This is a genomic window from Serratia sp. HRI (assembly GCF_010119335.3).
In the GTDB taxonomy this organism is placed as follows: domain Bacteria; phylum Pseudomonadota; class Gammaproteobacteria; order Enterobacterales; family Enterobacteriaceae; genus Serratia; species Serratia nevei.
Map to the genome: position 1 here is coordinate 610,130 of NZ_CP083690.1, position 20,260 is coordinate 630,389.

The window sequence follows — 20,260 nt, forward strand, 5'->3', positions numbered from 1 at the left end:
TATTTGTCGATAGAGTTGGTTTTTGTAAAAACCTCTAAGCATTGGCGATTATTAAAATGTCATGAGCTAAGTAATGACAGAGTTTCTAAAAGCATTCACTACAAGTAGCAAAACCTCAGTGATTCCACAGTCCATGCCAACTCCCTAGTGCAAAACTATTCCAGCAAAAAAGGCTCCGGTATTAATTTTTTTCAGAGCCAACAATAGTTACATGGTTAATGAATTTATATCGAGTAACTGCCTTAGCTGAAAATCAACAACTGGAAGAACCGGTGAAAAAAAATGACGAGTGGTTTTATACGGAAAAATTTTTCCTTGGTTGACTATGTGCTCTCTGATTTTTAACGGGCAGAACGGCTCACCATTATTCCAGTCGTGTACTCTCACGCGTACATCAGTATAGTCAAGCAATATACAAGGAAGGTACGTTAGCCCAAGATTATTGGCCACGCGATATCGATGGTTGCCATCCATAATGATCCCCGTGTTTTTTTCAATGGGAACGGGTGTTATCCATTTTTGGCAACGCGCTATCTCCTCTGTTAATGCTATAACATGTTCCATGTTGACCTCTTCAGAGGGACGGATCAAGGCAACTGGATGTAATATTACCTCATACTGCATGTTCACCTCACCTGAAATTTTCAAGGGCATTAAGTAAGATATCTATCTCATCTTCACTGTTATACGCATGAACGGATGCACGAACGACTGACTCCAGCCCACGATTTCGCATGTCAATGAATGTCGAACTCGATCGAGAACATGAGACATTAATTCGACGTGGTTGAGCCGATAGGTATTCCTTAACAGATTCAGCTGTTTTATTTTTAATTGTAAATGTAACGATTCCTGACAGATTCTCTCCTTTATCCTGTAACTGAACGTGCGGTATACATTTCAGGCCTGAGCGAAGTTGCTTAGCCAACTTAAAAATCCTTTGCGTTACTTTACCTTGCCCTAACGAAAGCGCATATTTCGCGGCCGCCCCCAGGCCAAGCCTGTCAGCAATATTTGCCTCCCAGCATTCGAATCGTCGGGCTCCTTCGCTAATATGATAACGCTGCTCATCTATAAGACTGGCAGCATGGTGATCAAGCCACACCGGTTCAATATTCGAACTCAGGGTGCTATCCATCCATAAAAAACCCGTACCGCGTGGAGCTCTCAGGTATTTACGCCCTGAGGCTGTTAACACGTGGCACCCAATTTTTTGGACATCAAGTTGTAAATGTCCAATACCCTGGCAAGCATCAAGGAAAAACCACACGCCAGCATCACGAGCAAGGGCGCCTATTTTTTCTACCGGCTGTATTGGTCCTCCATGAGTTCCCAGTATTGGGAGACTGATTAATCTGACTCGAGGATTGTCAAGGGCATGTTGTAACTGCTTCAGACAAACAGCCCCATCCTCATCCGCTTCCAGAATGTTGATCTGAATGCCATCACGTTTTTGTCGTTGCAGGTAAGGTATATAATTGCCTGCATATTCAGTGGTCGAAGTCAGGATGATATCCCCTGGGCGCAAGGGAAGAGAGTAGAATGCGATGTCCCAGGCCCGGGTAGCATTTTCCACAAGCGCGATATCTGCAGGCTTTGCCTGGATCAATTTCGCCAGATAACCATATATATCACCAAGCCATTGGCGCTCACGATCTGCGGCTTCATACCCACCGAGGGTAATTTCTTTTAAATAGTGTTCATGTACAGCCTGTATAACCGGGACAGGCATTAAGCTTGCTCCTGCATTGTTAAAATGAATAACATGCTCAGTCCCTGGCGTGTCAGCGCGGAGTTGTGCCAGACTTAACGTCATGGTTATTCTCCTCTTTTTGCAGGCTTACCATATATCCGGATTGATACGGAACGGGAAGAAATTCCTGATGCAGGCGACGGAATGTGTCATCAGCGTCCAGGTCCGCGAATAATTGTGGATGTATCCATCTGGCTAGTTGCTGGATGGCAATGACATCATACGGGCTGTTGTAGAACTGATGCCAGATGGCGAAAAATGCGCTATTACGGCGTGCAGTGCTATCTGCATAAGCTGGACGGCTGGTGAACCATGCCAGCTTACGCCTGGATTCGTCGATATTGACGCCCGGCCCGAGAGGGATCCACCTTCCACCAGGAACGAAGGCCTGAAAATTCCCGCTGGTGAGTATGACGACATCAGGATTTGCAGCTATCACCTTTTCAGGATTTAACGTAAAAAATGAACCGGGAGCAAGATTGGCTGCGATATTGTCTCCTCCGGCTAATTTAGTAAAACGCCCAAAGCTCCCCTTGCCAAAGGTCATACAGCATTCTTCTGAATAACCTCCAAGACGTTCTAAAAATACCTTTGGCAATGGATTCTTTAATTTTAAAGTCCTGGATGTGACGCGTTGTAACTCACTCTCGCGAAATTTCAAATAGGCTTCAGAGCGTTCCGATTGGCCAAATAACTCGCCAAATAGTTTCACTGTTGGAGGAATATGTGCAATAGGGTCATACCGAAAATCCACGTAGACAATTGGGATACCCGCACTGGCAAGTGCGGCTTCATACCCTGAATCAACAATGGCATTTCGCGCATCCATATTCATGATGATGACGTCAGGTTTCAGATTAATAGCCTGTTCGATATCGAAGGTCCCTTGCTCGCGGCCCCCAAATGTCGGGATTTTCTCCAGTTGTGGAAACTGTTGCCGGTACTGCTGCCATGTTGCCGGATCTGACTGTATTAAATCTTTCCGCCAGGCCACTATCCTCTTGGCAGGATTTTCTTTATCAAGCATGGCGACCAGATACAGTTGGCGCCCTTCCCCAAGGATGACACGCTGTACCGGTAATTTGATGTTAACGGTCCGGCCGAAGAGATCGGTTACAGGCGTCATCGTCTGTTCAGCATGAGCAACTGATGAGGTTAACAATACAATAAAGAGCACAAGTCGTAATATCATTTCTCATAACCTATTTTCTTGTTGAATTCCCTTGAAGAGCGGCTGATTTTTAACGTAATAATTAAAGTCATGGAATACATGACCGCAACGCAAAGAAACAACGCTGACAACCCTGGCCAGAGAAGGACTACGCCCCCCAAAGCAATACCTGCAATGGAGGCGAACTGGCTGATACTCTGGACTACCCCCAATATATACCCTTGCATACCTTCGGCTGTTGTACGCGAGATTAATGCGGTAAGCACAGGCGTGGTTGCGCCAAGGAGAATTCCCCATAAAAAATAAAGCCCGATAAACCAGAGGGTTTCCCTTACTGTAGCCAGCAGCAGTGTTACCAGGATACATCCCATGATGACCCCCACCATTCGGTAGAGCGTGCTGGCTATATCGTGCGCTTCAAACAATCTTGCCCAGAGAGACGCTGATACAATCACTCCCGTAGCCTGTAATCCATAAGCTAATCCTGTTAGCCAATTAGGGGCATTGAACACCGTGCTGACATAAAGAGAAAAAGGCGTTTGCGTAATCATGCGGCTCATTAATAACAAGCCAAGAACCGTCAGTAAGCCAACAATGACGCCATTGTTGATTCCAGTTGGAGTCCTTTTCTTATCTTTTGAATGAACAGCTGAAGTGGACGAGACTTCATGAGGAGCATCAGCAGGTAATATGAAAAGAACAATCAGTGCACACAGCGTACAAATAATAAATGCGCTGACGTTTATCCAGAAGAAACTCAGTAGATCGAGAATGGCTCCCCCGATAATCGCCCCTGCCAAAGAGCCTGCGTTGGTTGACACCTGTAACCAGGCAAAAAGTCTCGTACGCTGTGCCGCTGGCACCATTGCAATACCATAGGCCTGAGCCGGCGCAATATAACCCGCACAGGTACCCTGCAAAAAACGTAAAATAAGCACCAGCCAGACTTCATTGGCGAAAGCAAGCCCGAGTTGCGTTAATGCCAGGCCCATCAGTGCGCGGATCATCATGACTTTATTGCCCGTTTTGTCGCCTACCCGCCCCCAGAATGTACTGGTTAGCATAACGCCAAGCATCGGCGCTATATACACTCCCGTGCCAGCGATGCTCAGTAGTTCTGTGGACGTCATACTTTCGAGATAAAGCGGCCAAAAAGGGCCACTCATTTCCATCGCTCCCATCGAAAGCAGTTGCACGATAAACAGAAACTGGACAATAAAAGTCACGCTGCCCGTTACGCGCATCCTCACTCCCCCCTTATCGTTGGCCAATCGGCGGGGATCGGGGAGGGGGCAATCTTCCCTCCCATATACTCGCAACACCAGTAATAGATTTCTTCTATATATGGTGTTGGCACCCTGAGCCTCTGGCCGATCGAAACCAGCAGGCTTAAACCACAGCCAATATCTTCCCGAAAAACCCGATGGTTTTTATCAAAAATAAAAGTGTCGGATCGCCCTTCGCGGATCAGAGGCAGCGGGATACCCTCATAGGCCTTATTCGTTCGTAAAACGCTGAGGAGTGTTCTGGGGTCAGAAATTGAGTCACCGTATGCCTCGACTATTTCCTGCTGCAATGACTGCACAGAGCTGAGATCGATACCCAGTGAAAGTTCGGCAGCTTTACATAAGGCCTGATTTTCCTCATCACAGCGAGCGAGGAAATAAGCACCGAGTTCCGGGCAGTCACTCCACCAACACGGAATATGATTGAAAGCATGCCCGTGCCACTGCCCCCATGGACCGATGAGACCATAAATGACGGAGCTGTGCATGATTGGATTTCCTGGTGTAAGGGTAATCTCCAGGTAATTAGAAAGCAGAGTGACGGGAGCTTCATAAAGCTGCTTCAGGTAATCAAGCAGAATATCGGTATTCTCAGGTGTTTCCCGGCAATGAACAGCCACGTACAACTGTGATTTCGCCCCCCCCATCCTGACACTTTTTCCAGGTACAAGATCAAACGCAATATGGGGGACATCTTTCATGCCCCATATAACAATATTCGATAAGCCTCCAAATGCTTTTTCTGCCATCCAGTCAAATCCGCCAAAACCGGGAATGGCTCCGACGAAGACCTGCTTATGCCGGGGCAGCGCTGGCGCGATGCTGTGAAGCACGCTTTCGCGCACATGGCTTGGGGCAGTAATGATAATGAGATCTGCAGCGCTACAGGCTTCATCGGCTGACGCCGTCATCCTGACGGCAGGGGCTTTTATAACATTTCCGTCAGGCATGATCGCATGCAACTGAGCGCCACTGCCTTGATATGCGGTGACAGTTTCTGGCCGGCTAGTGTAGAGAGTGACTGCAACTGCGGGATTTTGACTGAATAAAATGGCAGCAAGATGGCCCGTACGGCCGGCCCCACATATTGTTACCCTTAACTTCTCGCCTGAGAACATTATTCTCCCTCCTCAACAGAAGAGAGTGCAAACCAGCTATCAAGTTGCCCCCAAACTTGCTCGGAGAGAAGATCCCGTTCTTTGAGCCACTCCTCATTGAAGATCGTATTTAGATATTTTTCACCGCCATCTGCAATAACGAGAGCCACATTCCCCCGAATCGTTCCATTATTGATAAATTCCAACGCTTTATATATTGCGCCACCGGTAGAACCGCCAACAAGCAGCCCGAAACGGCGCGCAAGATAGCGTGCAGTTTCAAAAGCGCAGACGTCGGAAACCTGTTCACCATAATCAATGCAGCTGTAATCCAGAACTAATCCGACGGTGTCTCCTTCCGGTGTGCCGGTTCCTGATTGATAATAGGGCTTTCCCGGCTTTCCAAATACGATAGAGCCTTCTGGCTCTACGGCGATCGTGACTGTATCCGGATTATGAACCTTGAGGCCATGCGCTATCCCTGTCATCGAACCGCCAGTACCAACACATCCAACCCACGCGTCGACTTTGCCAATCTGGCAGATAATTTCACGCACCAGGTCTGCATATCCACCGGCATTGGCTGCATTATCTGATTGGTTCATGAACACTGCGCCGGGTATTTCACTCGCAATTTCAGCCGCCATACGCTGTCGTTCCACAACCGCGACTTCATTTTCGCCGTAATTACCCTTAACGTAACGAATATCTGCTCCCAGAGCTCGCATGATGGTAATTTTATCCTGAGCGGCATGGTGGTCCACCACTGCAATAAATTTAAGCCCAAATTCGATAGCCGCAATGGCCAGGCCGATCCCCGTATTTCCTGACGATGATTCAACAATTGTCCCGCCTGGTTGGATCCGCCCTGATTTCAGCGCCGCAACAATCATATTTCTGGCCATGCGATCTTTCATGCTCCCGCCAGGATTGTTTTTCTCCACTTTGATATAAAGGCGAGATTCAGATTGCGCCAGCGGTAATTGAATGACGGGAGTATTGCCAATCAAATCAGTTACTTTTCTGAAGATCATTTTACAACTCCTTAATTGTCAACGGTAAAAATGAGATTTTGGCGCGAGCTCATGACCGCGGTCAGTCTTGTGGGGAGCGGGTGCCGGTGGAACTGGTTTTCCAGTAAATCCATTTGGTAACCAGCAGTATTGGCAAATATCAGCAAGTCGCCCGGTTCAGGCAGGTGCTTGAATGTAATCAGACGGTTAGTTATAACGTCCTCGTCAAGGCAACTATGACCCGCAATCCATGCTTTCGCAGCAGGAGGTGGCTCATGAGAATTCTGACGAATATGGAGCGGATCGCTCAGGAATTCAGAGTTGAACCACGTTTCGCATGCACTGAAGCTACTTCCCTCGACAAAAATAACGTATCCGGAATCACCGTGAGGCCGGACTCGACATACGCGAAAAACACTTATGGCGCTCTGGTTGGCCAGACTTCTTCCGGGCTCGACACACAGCGTTAATCCTTCATCGATTAATGCATCGCAGACTCTTTTACCCTCAGGGTCCGCGCCGCCAAGAAACTGAGTGAGCCAGTGCTCAGCGTTTATATCGCCACCATAGGGATAGAAAGCATCCGGGACCCGTCGAGTACGATAGTTTTCCTGCGTTTGTGAGGATAGCCATGCCTTATAGCAATTCCCCTCTACATACTGAACGGGCAATCCTCCCCCGATATCGATAATGCATGGGGAATGGCCAAGATTACGGGCGCAGGCAATTAACGGTAAAGTGTCAAAAAAAGCGTTAACCCTGGATACGGGCGAGTAGCCACTAAGATGGAAATGGAAGCCATCGATTTTTAAGGGATTACAGGTCTCGAGTTTCTGAAGCACAGCACTCACTTCACGGGATGACATACCAAAACGGCTGGTATGGCTGAACGCGGGGCGAAGGCGCAGTAGTATACTGATCCGGCCTGTCGGGCTTTTCCAGCGTTTAGCTACCTCCATGAGGTCGTCCATTTCCTCGACTGAATCCACAACAATCCGCGCCCCCTGCAGAATTAACTCCTGCAAAAAACGTATTGTTTTTGCAGGCCCAGTGGCACACAAATCGTTGCCTCTGCATCCAGCGCGGATAGCATCGTTGAGTTCATGCAGGCTGGATACATCAGCCCCTGTTCCGGCAGTGACGGCCGCCTGTAATAACGACTGTGATTTATTGACTTTAACGCCATAATAAAATTTCGCTTCAATGCCAAATCCCGCCGTAATAGCAGCCATCGCATTGAAATTATTCTCCACGGTATGCGGCCAAACAATATTGAGCGGAGAACCGTAAATTTCTGATAAGCGAACAAGAGTATCAGGGGACGTCTCTAACCATCGGGCAATAACAGGATCCACATAGGGGGGTAATTCTCTGGCCGGGCTTAACCGCCATGAAGTTGTTTCCCGGCAATAGGTATTTAACAGCGAAGCCATATTAAATCCTCTCAGAAATCAATGGTTACCGATGCAAGGAAGGTGCGTGGCGCTCCCTGCGCAATGGTGCTGTATGACGCCACGCCAGCCCAATAATGGCGATCTAACACGTTTTGAACATCAAAGCGGAAAGTTGCCGGTGTACCGTAAACACGCGTTTTATAGGCAGCCCCCATATCTACCGTGGTCCAAGAACGGATAGACTGCGTATTCGCCTGATTGACGTACTGCTTCCCGCTGTAATTGACATGACTGTTCAGGGACAATCCCCGTAGGACAGGGAGGTCATATTCCACACTCGTGTTTGCTTGTATCGGGGATACACCAACGGGTTTGTTACCACGAACGCCAGTGGTGGGAGATTTGGTGAGCTCAGCATCAATCAGGGAAAGACTTCCTGACATTCGCAAATTATCCAGAGGTTCATGGGAGATATTCAGTTCAATTCCACGGTTCCGTTGTTCGCTGTTGGAATTGAATGTATTGTTACCGTCGATTGCACCGCTTGGCTTCGTGATCTGGAAAAGAGCAAGACTGCTTTGGATTCCCGCCTCATCGTATTTAATGCCCACTTCGTATTGACGCGATCGGTATGGACGCATCACCTGACCTGCGTTTTGTGCCGTACCAGGGGCAACATCACCTTTGCTGAGCCCCTCAATGTAGTTGGCATACAGCGAAACGGGTTTCCAGGGACGGTAGACCAGGCCAAGCATCGGAGTGACGGCATATTCATCATAGGAGGATGAACGATCGCCATTAGCGGCGAAGTTATCGGCACGAACCCTTTGGACACGCACGCCTGGCGTGATGTCAACACTTCCATCCAGTACGGTCATTGTGTCGGCAAGCGCGAGACCACTTAACTGGCTGGAGGAGGTTTTTGATACTCTGGCTGGCGCAGAAGGCAGGGTGACATCAACGTCTGGCGGGGAATAAATATTGGAATCTACCGTTTGTCCCCAGGTGCTGGCGATAGCGAGGCGATCATGGTAATAACTGACCTGCAGCGTCGCCTGATGATCAATGGAACCGGTTGAAAAATAACTTCTTGCGCCAGTTTCTAAAATATAACGATTCACCTTAAAGCGGAAATTAGTAATCGTCGAGACGACATCCCCTTTGTCGTTAATAATATTAGGGGTTTGCTCTGATATGCGTGAAACCATCGAGCGCCCACCGCCTGCATTCGCAAAAACGGTCACGTTGTCATTAATATCGTATTCTGTGTGTAGCAATGCCCCCTGATCCCGGATTTTCCACCACATCCCCTTTTGTGCGATGTTTGTCTTGCCATCAGGAGCATCCGGAACATCAATGCCTGCAGCGACGGTGAAGGGGCGATTTGGGGATTTGACGCGCTGATATTGATCAAGCAGGTCAAGGGAAGCCCTCACCCCTCCGTTCCCATAATCGAGAGCAAGCACGCCTAATGCCGTATTTTTATTGGCATTGTCGAGTGCCAAATCGCCACTACTACCGCCACCGTTAAAACGGATTCCCCACATCTCCCCGTCCGGGTTAACCCACAATTTACCGACATCGACATATGCACCGAGTTGGTTGTTGGACTCCCAGGCGGTGGTGAGGCGTTTAATATCCTGAGCTGTAGCCCTTTTAGTCACTGCGTTGATGACACCGCCAACCCCTCCGTTCGGGGACATCCCATAGAGTCCCGCGCCCGGCCCCTTCAGTAACTCTATTCGTTCGAGATATTGCGGCAATAATTGATAATTTGGTGCCACACCATAGACACCATTGAGTGCCACTTCACCGGTATTGCCTTCGCCAATAGGGAATCCACGGATCATGAAAGAATCCAGGATCCCACCTGAAGGAGAGGTAACCCGCACGGATGAATCATTTTTTATAACATCGCCGAGAGATTTAGCCTGCCTATTTTCAATGTATCGCGAGTTATATACCTTGATACTGAATGGCGTATCATGAATGACTTTACTTCCTAATAAGCCAATATGGGTTTGTTTGGATAGTGCATCTTCAGTTTGTGTAACAGTACTGTCGGCGCTAACGACAACGGTATCTTCCGCGTTCGCAATATAAGGAATTAAAACTTCTACAACAGCCAAAACCAGAAACTTCTTTCTACGATTCATAACCATTATCTCTAGTCCCAGAGTTACCGGCGTATCAATCAGCTAAAGGATTATTAAGACCGTGCTGAAGTCGATAATCAGTATATTGTTGTAAATGCATGCTCATTAATGAGCGGGTATACCAGGGATGGTTCATAAAATGCTCGCGTTCCTGATGCCAGAAGCTGGCATCCAGCCTTGGGTGAAGTTCTTTAAATACACGGTCAAGTTCTTCGCCAATAACTTTCCACATACGGTTATCTGGGATGCAATAGAAGTGAGTCAGGCAAAGGGCGATTTCATGTAAATGGCTGACAAGGCAAGCATCCACGACGAAGGTTCTGACGGGTTCAATATCATCTTCAAACACCGTGGGTAAAATGCCAGGCCAGATATAAGGTTTGAGTTCGTAACCTTGCTTACGGAGTGCCGGGGCCCAGCTGCGGCCATCACCGAAGTCACGGATAAGCATGGCCACAGCGCGGCCGGAATCATCAAATAAAACCTGCGTATTTTGTTGGTGTGCTTCAAGCGCCACGCCATAAATCAAATACATAGCCAAGACCGGCTTCAGTATGATCCGGGTATAATGACGAAACCATGTCTCAGGCGTGTCTCCTGACAAGGCAATCAGCTCACTGATAAGGGGATCGGATTTATGCGGGAGCGCGGTAAATAGCGATGCAACCGTGATAGCCAATGAATTATCGTTTCTTGTCCACGCATCCGTACTACGAAACACGACGGAGAGAAACTTACCCTCAGCGTCATCCATACGATCTTTATGACGAAAGTGCCATGCGGCATCTTCCCGGAAAAAGTCGAGCTTGCCGTCAAAACCTTGCTCCACATCCAGGATATCCTCAATAATCGTACTAATACGCGGCCCCATGTGAATGGATTTAGCCTGGAGGCTGCGCATCTCACTGGTCATCCATATGGCAACGGGCAATTTTATAAATGGCAATGCCGGGGCCGTCGGAAGCATTGTTCTGAACGACATTGAGGGTGCGGTTTCAATTTCGGGACCAAATGGCAAAAGAATTCCTTCGTCTATTTCTTTGGCGAAATGACCCAAGATCCAATGTTCAAGATGCCAGGGGTGAAGGGGAATGGGCAGCCATTCTTGAGGGTTGCGATGCTGACTTTCGAGCCAGTCGCACCATTCACTCCAGACGCCAGGAAAGGCCGATGACAGCCATTGACGGATATCCTGAACATGAGGCATCTTCTCGCAATAAACCATGTCGTCCTGTATGGCCCCCATGCGAAGAGTGACTCGGGCTCCAAATTCGGCGGACAGGGCTTCGATGTCTTCATCGTTTAATCCAGGCCGGGACTTCCAGGTAGGATAATAAGGGTGGCCTTCCAGAGATCCCCACTGGTCCAGGAGGGTCGCCCCCTCTCTCAAACTGTGATGGCGTCCTACCCATTTAACAAAATAAGACTCCCCCTTTTTCTCCATATCTTTAGCAATGCTATTCCGCCATTTTGACCGATGTGCTCTGGCCAGCCGATCATTATGGATACTGTTAGCAACATCTTTATTGAATTTAGCTATCCCCTCAGCCGATGGGCTGAAACTAAATTCATTTTTCAGGACGTCGATCAGTTGTTCATGTGACTGAATCGGGGTTTTGCTCCCGTCGGCTGCCTCGAGGATAATATCACCACGATTAATAACACTATTCGCCGGAAAAACCGCCGTTAGATTTAGCTGAAGGATATGTTCTCCATCAGAGAGGCGGTAATTAACCCTACTTTCTTCACCGAAAACCTCAAGTTTCTTTTCATCAAGTAGTTTTTCCGCAAAAAGACAACGAATTATGCGAGAGAGTGCGTTACGTGCCGAAAAATCAGGTTGTGTTGAAAGTGCTTGTCCTGCAAAGCCATTCTCCTCTGCCAACTCCATCATATTTTCTCCCAATGTAAGAGGGTTGAAACGATTAGGTGTAAATTGAGCATCTTAAGGTCAACGTGATATTTCATTGCTCTCTCAGGCTCCTTGAAAACTTTCAGTCACTACGCTACCATCAAAATAAATTCATGTAAATGATAATCAATATCATTCTCATAACCGTAATCAATGATGAGATTACAAATTTATATCAATCACTTAGGCGGTAAAGGTATGAGTGTAGAGATTAGCTATTTGTTTGTCCCTGCTAATAAAGAGGTTATGTTTTCAAAGGCGTTGGCCAGTGGTACCGATGCGATCATTATTGATCTTGAAGATGCCGTTCATCCGAACGAAAAGCCCCTTGGTCGCGATAACGTTCTGAGTTGGCTGCATAAAATTAATAAGAGCAGCATTAAAACCGGAATATATATCCGGATAAATCATCCAAACGACAAGGAGTTTGATGACGACATCAGCTTGCTCAATTCATTAAATAAGCCATTGATTACGGGTGTGATGGTGCCAAAACTGGAATGCAGTGAAACGATAGTCCATATAAATTCAAGGCTTAATTCCGGAATATCAAGGCTACCCTTTATCGGCATCATAGAAACGGCGCGAGGATTGTATCACTGTGAGAGTATAGCCTGTAGCGGTGTGGTCAGATTAGCGTTCGGCTCTTTAGATTATTCACACGATATTAATTGTCTGCAAACACCTGAGGCACTTCTCTATGCGAGAAGTCGTATCGTGGTGGCTTCACGGCTTGCCAACCTATCGCCCCCTATTGATTGCGTCACCCCCGAATTTTGTACGTCCGAAACGTTGTTAACGGATTGCTGTCATGCTCGTTCCCTTGGATTCGGTGCTAAATTATGTATTCATCCGGATCAAATCAATGTGGTTGCCAAGGCATTTAGCCCTACGGAGGAACAAATTAAATGGGCTGAAGAGGTGTTAAAACAATCCAGAGATAACTATGCTTTTCAGGTTGGTGGCTCGATGGTTGATTTACCCTTAATAAAACAGGCAGTCCGTTTAATGAACAGTAAATAAACCAGAGTGAATGTATTGGTCAACCACGCAAACTATAAACAGTCAGATAGAAGCGTTAAGCCACCGTTGGGGGGGTTATTCAAACGCATTAACAACCCCGGGCACAACGTGGCTACAAGAATTCTCCTCACTCCGGCTCTGCCGGAGGCTGGCGCGGAGGGCGGCCGTCGCCCAGGATAACCGCCAGCCGATAGCCGCCCTCGGTGGTCTCCAGCGCGATGCGCGCCACAATTGTCAGCGGCACCGACAGCAGCATGCCGACCGGGCCGAGCAGCCAGCCCCAAAAAATCAGCGACAGGAACACCACCAGCGTCGACAACCCCAGCCCGCGCCCCATCACCCGCGGTTCGAGGATATTGCCGATCACCATGTTGATTGCGATAAAACCTCCCGCCACCACCAGCGCATCACCCAATCCGTTGAACAGCAGCGCCTGAATCAGCGGCGGAATGGCGGCCAATACCGAGCCGATATTGGGAATATAGTTGAGCAGAAACGCCAGCAGCCCCCAGATAAAGGCGAAGCGTACGCCGACCGCCGCCAGGAAGATCCAGACGATCACCCCGGTGGCCAGGCTGATGATGGTTTTAATCACCAGATAACGCGTCACGCCGTCCAGCGCCCGCCGCATCGCGGCGAGGCCTTCATTCGGCTTATCCAGCGCCTGCTGCAGCTTATAAGGCAGCAGCTGCACTTCAAACAGCATAAACACCACGGTCATCAGCAGCAGGAAGACGTTGGTCATGGCGCCAGACAGGTGCCCCAGCATGCGGGTAACCAGATTCATCGCCGCGCTGGGATCGACATATTGCAGCATCGCTTCGCTGGAGAGGCTGATATTGAAGCGATCGGCGTAATACTGCAGCTCGCGCAGTTTCTCGATCATCATGCCGCGGTACTGCGGCAGCGAACGGGCGAACTCGTTCAGCGAAGCGCCCAGCATGCCGATGAACAGCATCACGACCACAATCACCGCCGTTACCAGCAGCGTCACCCCAAGGATGCGCGGCACCCGTCGGCGTTCCAGCATAGCCACTAGAGGATTCAGTACCATCGCGAGGAACACCGCCAGTAGAAACGGCACCACGATGTCGGCGGCGGCTTTCACCCCAGCCAGAATGATCACCAACATCGCCAGCAGGATGGCCAAACGCAGGCTGTTGTCGGTTACACGGGTTCGGCCCATGATGTTTCCTTGTTATTTCATTGGGTTAGCCGGCCATCAAGAGCCGACGCTTGGCGCTAATGGTAGCAAAGTCCGCCGCTATGCCGCAGAGGATTTAGCGTAACCGTTCGAAAAAATTAATCTTTCGATCTGCTCTTCGCCGCGAGAAATAGGCATAACCTTTGCCAACAAATAATCCCACCGAGCAATTTATGGACGGTTTACGTAAAATGACAAAAGCTGACATTAATAGATAATAAGCCTAATTTTCAACAACTAGCATAATCGTTACGTGAAAGAAATAATATCATCTTCAACGATTTATCTGATGAACTCCGAACATCTCAAACAAATTCACTGACTAATATTTCTAAGAAGTAACATAGTTAAATTTATTATTGATTTTATGTTTCCTAAAGTTTAATTATTGCAGCCAGCCAATCGGTAATCGAAGGAAACAGGATGCTCTGGAAAAATACCGCCGATCGTTTCGGTCATGTGTCAGTGTTAATCCACTGGCTGGTGGCGCTGACGGTGTACGGCATGTTCGCACTTGGCCTGTGGATGGTTACGCTGGGCTATTACGACGTCTGGTACCACCAGGCGCCGGAGATCCACAAAAGCATCGGCGCGCTGCTGTTCATCGTCATGGTGATCCGCGTGATCTGGCGCTTTGTCTCGCCGCCGCCCAAGCCTCTGGCCAGCTATGGTCGCCTCACTCGCGTCAGCGCCATTCTCGCGCATCTGGCGCTGTACGCCGTTCTGTTCGGCATTCTGATCAGCGGCTATCTGATCTCGACCGCCGACGGCCAACCGATCAGCGTATTCGGCTGGTTCGACGTGCCCGCCACCGTGACCGGCATGGCGGAGCAAGCCGATACCGCCGGCGCCATTCACCTTTACCTGGCCTGGGCCGTGGTAGTGCTCTCGGTACTGCACGGGCTGGCCGCGCTTAAACATCACTTTATCGATCGTGATGTCACTTTGAAACGGATGCTGGGTAGCAGCGCCGATTAACCTTTGGATTTATGGAGATTGCTATGTTGAAAAAGACCGTATTGGGCCTGACCGCAGGCGCCCTGCTGCTTAGCGCCGGTTCCGCACTGGCGGCGGACTACAAGATCGACAAACAGGGCCAGCACGCCTTTATCGAATTCCGCATCCAGCACCTGGGCTACAGCTGGCTGTACGGCAGCTTTAAAGACTTCGACGGCGGCTTCACCTTCGACGAAAAAGATCCGTCCAAGGACAAGGTCAACGTGACCATCAATACCGCCAGCGTCGACACCAACCACGCCGAACGCGACAAGCACCTGCGCAGCGCCGAGTTCCTCAACGTAGAGAAGAACAAGCAGGCCAAGTTTGAATCCACCGAAGTGAAGAAAAGCGGCGACGGTTATGCGGTGGTCGGTAACCTGACGTTGAACGGCGTGACCAAGCCGGTCACGCTGGACGCCAAACTGATTGGCCAGGGCAACGATCCGTGGGGCGGCTACCGCGCCGGCTTTGAAGCCAACGGCAAGATCAAGCTGAAAGACTTCGGCATCACCACCGATCTGGGCCCGGCGTCGCAAGACGTTGAGCTGATCATCTCCGTAGAAGGCGTACGCGAGAAATAAAAAAAAGCCCGGCTTGGCGGCCGGGCTTCTCATTTCCTCAGGCTCAGCGGGCTGGGCCTTCTTCTTCCGGTGCCGGAATGTGCATCGTAGTCTGCAACAAGCCTTTCGACTTATTGAAGATCTTGACGCCGTTTTCACGGCCGGCACGGCGCGCGCGCTGCTCTTCCCGCGGCAACTTCAGCTCTTCGCGGCAAATCTCGCTGCAGCACCCTTCAAACTTGGCGGCGCAGCTCGGGCACTGAATGAACAGCAGATGGCAGCCGTCGTTCTTGCAGTTGGTGTGGGTGTCGCACGGCGCACCGCACTGATGGCAGTTGGCGATCACATCGTCGGAGATGCGCTCGCCCATGCGCTCATCGAACACGAAGTTTTTGCCGATAAACTTCAGCGGCAACCCCTGCTCTTTCGCTTTGCGGGTGTACTCGATGATCCCGCCTTCCACGTGGTAGATGTTTTTAAAGCCGTTGTGCAGCATATAGGCGCTGGCTTTTTCACAGCGAATGCCGCCGGTGCAGTACATGACGATGTTTTTGTCTTTGCTGTCCTGCAGCATCTCCACCGCCATCGGCAGCTGATCGCGGAAGGTATCCGACGGCACCTCGATGGCGTTTTCGAAGTGACCGACTTCGTACTCATAGTGGTTGCGCATATCGACGAACACCGTATTCGGATCGTCGATCATCTGATTGACGCGATCGGCCTGCAGATACTCGCCGACGTTGCTTGGGTCAAAGCTCTCGTCATCGATGCCGTCGGCCACGATGCGCTCGCGCACCTTGAGGCGCAGCACCCAAAAGGATTTGCCGTCGTCTTCCAGCGCGATGTTCAGGCGCACCTGATCCAGCGCCGGGTGCGAGGCGAACAGCGCGGCTTTGAACGCGTCGAAATTATGCTGCGGCACGCTGATCTGCGCGTTGATGCCCTCTTTCGCCACGTAGATGCGGCCGAACACCTTCAGTTTTTCGAACTGAACGTAGAGGCTGTCGCGAAACGCTTTGGGATCGTCGATGGAGAAGTATTTGTAAAAAGAAACTGTGGTGCGAGGCTCGGTTTCCGCCAGCATGCGCGCCTTCAGTTCCTCGTTAGAAATTCGGTTATGTAACACTGGCATGGTGTACTTTCCTGTCTTTCGGGAGGTGACTGATTATCGCGCGCAGCCTGCCGGCCCGCGCGCGGCGCACATGATACCCGAAAAACCGCCGCCGCGCAGCCCCGCCATAATGCCTACACGGTTGCGCCTGAATAATGCCCGGCCATGATATTGCCGTTAGCCTTTAGCGGGAAATATTGTGGAAAAATCCGGCACCTGATGCATATTTAACGCCGAAAAGGGGGTTTTAATGCGTTGTTTTTTCCCGGAGCGCGAGAAAAATGCCACAATAGTCGCAAACAAACGGCAGAAACGAACCTTGCGGCCGAACTCACCCGGCTGCCAGACCATGCTATGACTCTGTCATTACACTTAAACAACCGTATTCAAACAGAGAACCCATGACTCAAGTTCCTACTTTCAATCGCTCCTTATTGCACCCACGCTATTGGCTGACCTGGGTCGGCATCGGCTTGCTTTATCTGCTGGTGTTGCTGCCTTACCCCGTCATCTACTGGCTCGGCACCTCGATCGGGCGGTTTGCCATGCGCTTTCTCAAGCGCCGCGTCGCTATCGCCCAACGCAACCTCGAGCTCTGTTTTCCCGACATGCCGCAGGCCGAACGCGATGCGCTGGTGGTAAAGAATTTCGAATCGGTCGGCATGGGGCTGTTTGAAACCGGCATGGCGTGGTTTTGGCCTAACTGGCGCATCGAGCGCTGGTTCAAGGTCAGCGGCCTGGAACACATCCAAAAGGCGCGCGACAACCACCAGGGCGTGCTGCTGATTGGCCTGCACTTTTTGACGCTGGAGCTGGGCGCGCGCATCTTCGGCATTCATAACCCGGGCATCGGCGTTTACCGCCCGCACGACAACAAGCTGATGGACTGGCTGCAAACCTGGGGGCGCATGCGCTCCAACAAGTCGATGCTGGATCGCAAGGACGTCAAAGGCATGATCCGCGCGCTGAAACAGGGCGATATCATCTGGTATGCGCCGGATCACGACTACGGCCCGCGCAGCAGCGTTTTCGTGCCGCTGTTCGCGGTGGACAAAGCCGCTACCACCACCGGCAGCTACGTGCTGGTGCGGATGGGCAAACCGGCGATCATTCCGTTCACCCCGCGCCGCCTGCCGGACGGCAAAGGGTATGAGCTGATCATGCAACCGGCGGTGGAAAACTTCCCGCTGGATAATGAAATCGAGGCCGCCGCCTTTATGAATAAAGTGGTGGAAAAAGAGATCCTGATGGCGCCTGACCAATATATGTGGCTGCATCGTCGCTTCAAAACCCGCCCGGAAGGCGAGCCTTCGCTCTACTGATAAAGCAAACCCGCCACCGGCGGGTTTTTTATTGCGCGCCTCTTGAGAATCGACGGCGACGGTGGGATGGTAAAGCCTTTGCCGCCAACCTGGAGCCGCTATGTACATTGTCAGCCTGACCTACCATCGCCCGATCGCCGAAGTCGACAGCCACCTTGACGGGCACATCGCCTGGTTGAAGACCTATTTTCAGGACGGCACCTTTATCGCCTCCGGCCGCAAAAATCCCCGCACCGGCGGCGTGATCCTGGCCAAGGGCATTGACCGTGCGCGGCTGGACGCCATCCTGGCCGAAGATCCCTTCAACGCCGTGGCTCACTACGAGGTCACCGACTTTAGCGCCACCACCACCGCCGCCGGTTTCGAGGCGCTGGCCGGACTATAAAACGCTGTAAATTCCGCGCGCTAAGCGCGGAATAAGGTTAAAACGCCATTTTTAAAACTTTATTTCATTTTTTACCCAATCTTCGTCCCCTCGTTTGCCGTCGCCGCGCTTGCGGCGCATACTTACCACGCTAACTTTCACGTTTTGCCCCTTCATCTTGCCGCCGGCAAAGCGCGTCACCTTTCGGCAGTGGACATTTATGGCTTCGGTAGCAGAACCCGTTAACTGGAAACGTAACCTTTTCGTCGCCTGGGTAGGGTGTTTCCTCACCGGCGCCGCCTTCAGCCTGGTGATGCCGTTTCTTCCGCTGTATGTAGAGACGCTGGGCGTAACCGGCCATCAGGCGCTCAACATGTGGTCCGGTCTGCTGTTCAGCATCACCTTCCTGTTTTCCGCTATCGCCGCGCCATTTTGGGGTGCCCTGGCCGACCGACGCGGCCGTAAACTGATGCTGCTGCGCTCCGCATTGGGCATGGCGATCGTCATGGTACTGATGGGCATGGCGCAAACGGTCTGGCAATTTCTCGCTCTGCGAGCGGTGCTGGGCCTGCTCGGCGGGTTCATACCCAACGCCAACGCACTGATCGCCACCCAGGTGCCACGCAACCGCAGCGGCTGGGCGCTCGGCACCCTGTCAACCGGCGGCGTCGGCGGTGCGCTGATCGGCCCACTCATCGGCGGCCTGTTGGCCGACCTCTATGGTCTGCGCCCGGTGTTCTACATCACCGCCGCGGTGCTGTTCGTCTGCTTCGTGCTGACGCTGCTGTATGTCAAAGAGCAATTCACCCCGGTACAGAAACGCGACATGTTGCACGCACGGCAGGTGTTTGCCTCGCTGAAAAACCCGAAGCTGGTGCTCAGCCTGTTCGTGACTACCATGATTATCCAGATTGCTACCGGCTCGATTGCGCCGATCCTGACGCTGTATGTGCGCGATCTGGCCGGCGCCACCCATAACCTGGCGTTTATCAGCGGGCTGATCGCCTCGGTGCCCGGCGTCGCGGCGTTGATGAGCGCCCCACGGCTGGGCAAGCTGGGCGATCGCATCGGCCCGGAGCGCATTCTGATATGTATGCTGATCGTCTCGGTGCTGTTGCTGATCCCGATGGCCTTCGTGCAAACGCCGTGGCAGCTCGGGGTGCTGCGCTTTCTGCTGGGGGCGGCCGACGGCGCGCTGCTGCCGGCGGTACAGACGCTGCTGATTTACAACTGCACCAATCAGGTGGCCGGCCGCATTTTCAGCTATAACCAATCGTTCCGCGACGTCGGCAACGTCAGCGGCCCATTGCTTGGTGCCGCGGTCTCCGCCGGCTACGGTTTTCGCGCGGTCTTCGGCGTCACCGCTTTGGTGGTGCTGTTCAACGCCGGTTACTCCTGGTGGTGTCTGCGGCGGCGGCCGGGCTACATGCGGGAAGACACGTTGCAGGAAGAACAATAGCTGCATTTATCGCCAATTTCCGCCATTGGCCGGATCAACGCCGCGTTTCCCCTACTTTTAATAATGCTTCCTTCGGGCCTGCGAATTTTCGGCCAACTCGGAACATTCTTACCTCAACATCTTGTTTATCAACAATTAATTAACTTTCAGCGCATAAAACCCGCTGTCAATCATATTCCCGCCGCAACCAACAGAAAAACCAGAAAAGGAGATGCTTGTCGACTTTTCGTCTAAAAAATGGGATACAGGTACTAGACAAAACCAACGACCAGTTATCAAATGGTTAAATAATATCACGCCAGATGTGAACCATCGGCCAAGTGAAAAAAGGTCAGCACGCTTTCCACGGTTTATCAGCGTTGCAGCCGCGGTTTTGTCGGGTAATCCGCATTGGGCGGATCGCCTTCATTAAATACACATACAACCACAGTACGGG

The 20,260-nt window shown here is 51.0% G+C and carries 18 protein-coding genes; 6 read left to right on the forward strand and 12 right to left on the reverse strand.

The window, feature by feature from the left end; all coding sequences use genetic code 11:
• Positions 1–207 precede the first annotated feature (207 nt).
• From GF111_RS03050 to GF111_RS03090, 9 genes are read right to left on the reverse strand one after another with little or no spacing between them, the layout of a single operon-like run.
• Positions 208–624 (reverse strand): ParB N-terminal domain-containing protein, encoded by a 417-nt coding sequence (locus GF111_RS03050; protein WP_071845398.1) that lies wholly within the window; start codon positions 622–624, stop codon positions 208–210.
• Between the two features lie 7 nt (positions 625–631).
• Positions 632–1,816 (reverse strand): aminotransferase class V-fold PLP-dependent enzyme, encoded by a 1,185-nt coding sequence (locus tag GF111_RS03055; RefSeq protein ID WP_147191292.1) that lies wholly within the window; start codon positions 1,814–1,816, stop codon positions 632–634.
• Positions 1,785–2,945: an ABC transporter substrate-binding protein gene (locus tag GF111_RS03060; protein ID WP_047727816.1), complete on the reverse strand. Its 1,161-nt coding sequence runs from the start codon at positions 2,943–2,945 to the stop codon at positions 1,785–1,787. The genes GF111_RS03055 and GF111_RS03060 overlap by 32 nt, the downstream gene beginning before the upstream one ends.
• The gene (locus tag GF111_RS03065; RefSeq protein ID WP_055313583.1) at positions 2,942–4,168 is read right to left on the reverse strand and encodes an MFS transporter; all 1,227 of its coding nucleotides are present in this window, start codon (positions 4,166–4,168) and stop codon (positions 2,942–2,944) included. Before GF111_RS03065 ends, GF111_RS03060 begins: the two co-directional genes overlap by 4 nt.
• A 2-nt stretch (positions 4,169–4,170) precedes the next feature.
• Positions 4,171–5,328 (reverse strand): NAD/NADP-dependent octopine/nopaline dehydrogenase family protein, encoded by a 1,158-nt coding sequence (locus GF111_RS03070; RefSeq protein ID WP_038875476.1) that lies wholly within the window; start codon positions 5,326–5,328, stop codon positions 4,171–4,173.
• Positions 5,328–6,341 (reverse strand): PLP-dependent cysteine synthase family protein, encoded by a 1,014-nt coding sequence (locus GF111_RS03075; protein ID WP_038875474.1) that lies wholly within the window; start codon positions 6,339–6,341, stop codon positions 5,328–5,330. The genes GF111_RS03070 and GF111_RS03075 overlap by 1 nt, the downstream gene beginning before the upstream one ends.
• 11 nt (positions 6,342–6,352) lie before the next feature.
• On the reverse strand, positions 6,353–7,753 hold the full coding sequence (locus GF111_RS03080) for a Y4yA family PLP-dependent enzyme (protein WP_048233340.1): 1,401 nt from the start codon (positions 7,751–7,753) through the stop codon (positions 6,353–6,355).
• 11 nt (positions 7,754–7,764) lie between these two features.
• Positions 7,765–9,870 (reverse strand): TonB-dependent siderophore receptor, encoded by a 2,106-nt coding sequence (locus GF111_RS03085; protein WP_147191290.1) that lies wholly within the window; start codon positions 9,868–9,870, stop codon positions 7,765–7,767.
• Between the two features lie 34 nt (positions 9,871–9,904).
• Positions 9,905–11,764 carry an IucA/IucC family siderophore biosynthesis protein gene (locus tag GF111_RS03090; RefSeq protein WP_147191289.1) on the reverse strand — a complete coding sequence of 620 codons (1,860 nt, stop codon included), beginning with the start codon at positions 11,762–11,764 and terminating at the stop codon, positions 9,905–9,907.
• A gap of 171 nt (positions 11,765–11,935) precedes the next feature.
• Between GF111_RS03090 and GF111_RS03095 the strand changes: the two genes are divergently transcribed.
• Positions 11,936–12,805 (forward strand): CoA ester lyase, encoded by an 870-nt coding sequence (locus GF111_RS03095; protein ID WP_223294880.1) that lies wholly within the window; start codon positions 11,936–11,938, stop codon positions 12,803–12,805.
• A gap of 127 nt (positions 12,806–12,932) precedes the next feature.
• Here the strand turns inward: GF111_RS03095 and GF111_RS03100 are convergent, their stop codons facing one another.
• Complete coding sequence (locus tag GF111_RS03100) at positions 12,933–13,991, reverse strand: AI-2E family transporter (RefSeq protein WP_038875466.1); 1,059 nt, start codon at positions 13,989–13,991, stop codon at positions 12,933–12,935.
• A 441-nt stretch (positions 13,992–14,432) separates the two neighbouring features.
• On the opposite strand from GF111_RS03100, the gene GF111_RS03105 reads away from it, so the two are divergent.
• Both GF111_RS03105 and GF111_RS03110 read left to right on the forward strand, forming a co-directional pair.
• Positions 14,433–14,987, forward strand: coding sequence for a cytochrome b (locus GF111_RS03105; RefSeq protein WP_033646456.1), 555 nt, complete (start codon positions 14,433–14,435; stop codon positions 14,985–14,987).
• A 23-nt stretch (positions 14,988–15,010) separates the two neighbouring features.
• On the forward strand, positions 15,011–15,589 hold the full coding sequence (locus GF111_RS03110) for a YceI family protein (RefSeq protein ID WP_016928208.1): 579 nt from the start codon (positions 15,011–15,013) through the stop codon (positions 15,587–15,589).
• A gap of 43 nt (positions 15,590–15,632) precedes the next feature.
• Here GF111_RS03110 and GF111_RS03115 read toward each other — a convergent pair whose 3' ends face one another.
• Complete coding sequence (locus tag GF111_RS03115) at positions 15,633–16,700, reverse strand: rhodanese-related sulfurtransferase (protein ID WP_033638032.1); 1,068 nt, start codon at positions 16,698–16,700, stop codon at positions 15,633–15,635.
• Positions 16,701–16,856: 156 nt separating this feature from the next.
• Positions 16,857–17,030 (reverse strand): hypothetical protein, encoded by a 174-nt coding sequence (locus GF111_RS03120; RefSeq protein WP_162420071.1) that lies wholly within the window; start codon positions 17,028–17,030, stop codon positions 16,857–16,859.
• A 50-nt stretch (positions 17,031–17,080) separates the two neighbouring features.
• Between GF111_RS03120 and GF111_RS03125 the strand changes: the two genes are divergently transcribed.
• From GF111_RS03125 to mdtG, 3 genes are all read left to right on the forward strand, one after another.
• Positions 17,081–18,001 carry a Kdo(2)-lipid IV(A) acyltransferase gene (locus GF111_RS03125; protein ID WP_038875457.1) on the forward strand — a complete coding sequence of 307 codons (921 nt, stop codon included), beginning with the start codon at positions 17,081–17,083 and terminating at the stop codon, positions 17,999–18,001.
• Positions 18,002–18,101: 100 nt separating this feature from the next.
• Positions 18,102–18,386 (forward strand): YciI family protein, encoded by a 285-nt coding sequence (locus GF111_RS03130; protein WP_047727826.1) that lies wholly within the window; start codon positions 18,102–18,104, stop codon positions 18,384–18,386.
• A 199-nt stretch (positions 18,387–18,585) separates the two neighbouring features.
• Positions 18,586–19,824, forward strand: a complete 1,239-nt coding sequence (gene mdtG, locus GF111_RS03135) for a multidrug efflux MFS transporter MdtG (protein WP_038875451.1) — start codon at positions 18,586–18,588, stop codon at positions 19,822–19,824.
• Positions 19,825–20,260: the final 436 nt, after the last annotated feature.

Bases quoted from the DNA above. Each gene is read 5' to 3' on its own strand.
- GF111_RS03075 (WP_038875474.1), bottom strand. From the start codon at position 6,341: ATGATCTTCAGAAAAGTAACTGATTTGATTGGCAATACTCCCGTCATT.
- GF111_RS03125 (WP_038875457.1), top strand. From the start codon at position 17,081: ATGACTCAAGTTCCTACTTTCAATCGCTCCTTATTGCACCCACGCTAT.
- GF111_RS03080 (WP_048233340.1), bottom strand. From the start codon at position 7,753: ATGGCTTCGCTGTTAAATACCTATTGCCGGGAAACAACTTCATGGCGG.
- GF111_RS03115 (WP_033638032.1), bottom strand. From the start codon at position 16,700: ATGCCAGTGTTACATAACCGAATTTCTAACGAGGAACTGAAGGCGCGC.
- GF111_RS03120 (WP_162420071.1), bottom strand. From the start codon at position 17,030: ATGGTCTGGCAGCCGGGTGAGTTCGGCCGCAAGGTTCGTTTCTGCCGT.
- GF111_RS03050 (WP_071845398.1), bottom strand. From the start codon at position 624: ATGCAGTATGAGGTAATATTACATCCAGTTGCCTTGATCCGTCCCTCT.
- GF111_RS03060 (WP_047727816.1), bottom strand. From the start codon at position 2,945: ATGATATTACGACTTGTGCTCTTTATTGTATTGTTAACCTCATCAGTT.
- GF111_RS03085 (WP_147191290.1), bottom strand. From the start codon at position 9,870: ATGAATCGTAGAAAGAAGTTTCTGGTTTTGGCTGTTGTAGAAGTTTTA.
- GF111_RS03110 (WP_016928208.1), top strand. From the start codon at position 15,011: ATGTTGAAAAAGACCGTATTGGGCCTGACCGCAGGCGCCCTGCTGCTT.
- GF111_RS03070 (WP_038875476.1), bottom strand. From the start codon at position 5,328: ATGTTCTCAGGCGAGAAGTTAAGGGTAACAATATGTGGGGCCGGCCGT.
- GF111_RS03105 (WP_033646456.1), top strand. From the start codon at position 14,433: ATGCTCTGGAAAAATACCGCCGATCGTTTCGGTCATGTGTCAGTGTTA.
- GF111_RS03065 (WP_055313583.1), bottom strand. From the start codon at position 4,168: ATGCGCGTAACGGGCAGCGTGACTTTTATTGTCCAGTTTCTGTTTATC.
- GF111_RS03095 (WP_223294880.1), top strand. From the start codon at position 11,936: ATGATGAGATTACAAATTTATATCAATCACTTAGGCGGTAAAGGTATG.
- mdtG (WP_038875451.1), top strand. From the start codon at position 18,586: ATGGCTTCGGTAGCAGAACCCGTTAACTGGAAACGTAACCTTTTCGTC.
- GF111_RS03090 (WP_147191289.1), bottom strand. From the start codon at position 11,764: ATGATGGAGTTGGCAGAGGAGAATGGCTTTGCAGGACAAGCACTTTCA.
- GF111_RS03130 (WP_047727826.1), top strand. From the start codon at position 18,102: ATGTACATTGTCAGCCTGACCTACCATCGCCCGATCGCCGAAGTCGAC.
- GF111_RS03100 (WP_038875466.1), bottom strand. From the start codon at position 13,991: ATGGGCCGAACCCGTGTAACCGACAACAGCCTGCGTTTGGCCATCCTG.
- GF111_RS03055 (WP_147191292.1), bottom strand. From the start codon at position 1,816: ATGACGTTAAGTCTGGCACAACTCCGCGCTGACACGCCAGGGACTGAG.